This window comes from Kocuria gwangalliensis (assembly GCF_039544365.1).
Taxonomy (GTDB): Bacteria; Actinomycetota; Actinomycetes; order Actinomycetales; family Micrococcaceae; genus Kocuria; species Kocuria gwangalliensis.
In genome coordinates this window covers 1-1,567 of the sequence record NZ_BAABLN010000004.1, presented here as the reverse complement: position 1 = coordinate 1,567, position 1,567 = coordinate 1, and the positions used below count along the sequence as shown (strand labels likewise).

Below are 1,567 nucleotides of genomic sequence, written 5' to 3'. Positions count from 1 at the left end.
GCCTTCCTCGCAAGGGCGAGGAAGGCCGCCCGCGGCTCTGACCGCTCATGACCAGGCCCGGAGATCAAGATCTCATGGGCCCATGTTCACGGATGCGTGCCCAGACCGTCACGGGGTGGGCATGCCGCCGCTGACGTTGAGGGTCTCCCCCAGAACGTAGCTGGACTCGGGTGAGGCCAGGAACACGTAGGCAGGGGCGAGTTCGGTGGGCTGACCGGCGCGGCCCAGCGGCGTGGACTGGCCGAACTCGGGTAGGGCCTCGGTCGGCTGACCGTCACTGACCTGCAGCGGCGTCCAAATGGGACCGGGGGCCACCGCGTTGACTCGGATCCCCTTGGGGGCGAGCTGCTGGGCCAAGCCCTTGGTGAAGTTGTTGATCGCGGCCTTGGTCGACGCGTAGTCCAGCAGAATGGGGGGCGGCTCGTAGGCCACGACCGACGTGGTGTTGATGATGGACGAGCCCGCGGGCAAGTGCTTGAGCGCCGCCTTGGTGACCCGGAACATCCCGATGATGTTCAGCGTGAACGTATCGACCAGTTGCTCATCGCTCAGCTCTTCGAGGCTTTCCGCAACGATTTGTCGACCGGCGTTGTTGACCAGGATGTCCAGCCCGCCCAACTCGTTGACGGCGTTCTCCACGACCGTCTCGCAGAACGCCTTCTCCAACAGATCACCCGGGATCAATACCGCCTTGCGCCCGGCCTTCTCAATGACAGCCTTGACGACTTGGGCGTCCGGCTCTTCGTCCGGAAGGTAATTCAGGGCGACGTCGGCCCCCTCCTTGGCGAACGCAATGGCAACGGCCGCACCGATTCCGGAGTCCGCGCCCGTGATCAGCGCCTTGCGCCCCTCGAGTCGACCCGTACCGCGGTAGGACTCCTCTCCGCGGTCGGTCTTGGGTTCGAGCTCCACGTCCAGGCCCGGCTCGGACTGGTGCTGCTCCGGCGGCTCAATGGCCGGGTAGCGCGTCACCGGATTCTGGAAGGTCAACTGATCCGTAGTCTCCCCGTTCGCATTCTGCTGTGCCTCATTGCTGGTGTCGGTCATGTCCGACTCCTTTCTCATCGCAAACTCGTTTTATAAGCGTACTGACTTACTCGCGGCCTGGACAGGGGCTCGGAAGGGACGGGAGGAGGGCCGGATGTGGGTCACCCCATTGCCCGGGCGGCGACGGGCTCGACCGGGGGTCGTGGTGAACGAGTGTTAAAAGCAGAAAGCCATGGACAGCCACTCTCGCGTTAGCGGGGGCGGCCGTCCATGGCTGACCATGCGTGTTAAATGTGTTGAGGGGATGCGNGCTTCCGGGTTCGAGATGGGACCGGGCGTTTCCCCCACGCTATAACCACCGAAAACCTGTCCACCCCTGTACCCCAACGTGTGTGTGGGGTGGGGGGAAACCTGTTTTCTGGTCTGGTGTGTGTTGGCCAGTATGTTGTTATCAAAACCCCCGGCCCCACACATGAGTGTGCGTGGGGGTGGGGTTGTTGGTTGTCAACCACATAGTGGACGCTCGCATCAATCATTGATGATTGTTGGTGGTGTATAAGTTTTCGGTGTATTAGTACCG

Annotated in this window: 1 protein-coding gene; it reads right to left on the bottom strand. The window is 62.6% G+C overall.

The annotated features are described in order from the left end of the window. Positions 1-108: 108 nt before the first annotated feature. Positions 109-1,047 (bottom strand): SDR family oxidoreductase, encoded by a 939-nt coding sequence (locus ABEA06_RS02415; protein WP_345310448.1) that lies wholly within the window; start codon positions 1,045-1,047, stop codon positions 109-111. Positions 1,048-1,567 lie beyond the last annotated feature (520 nt).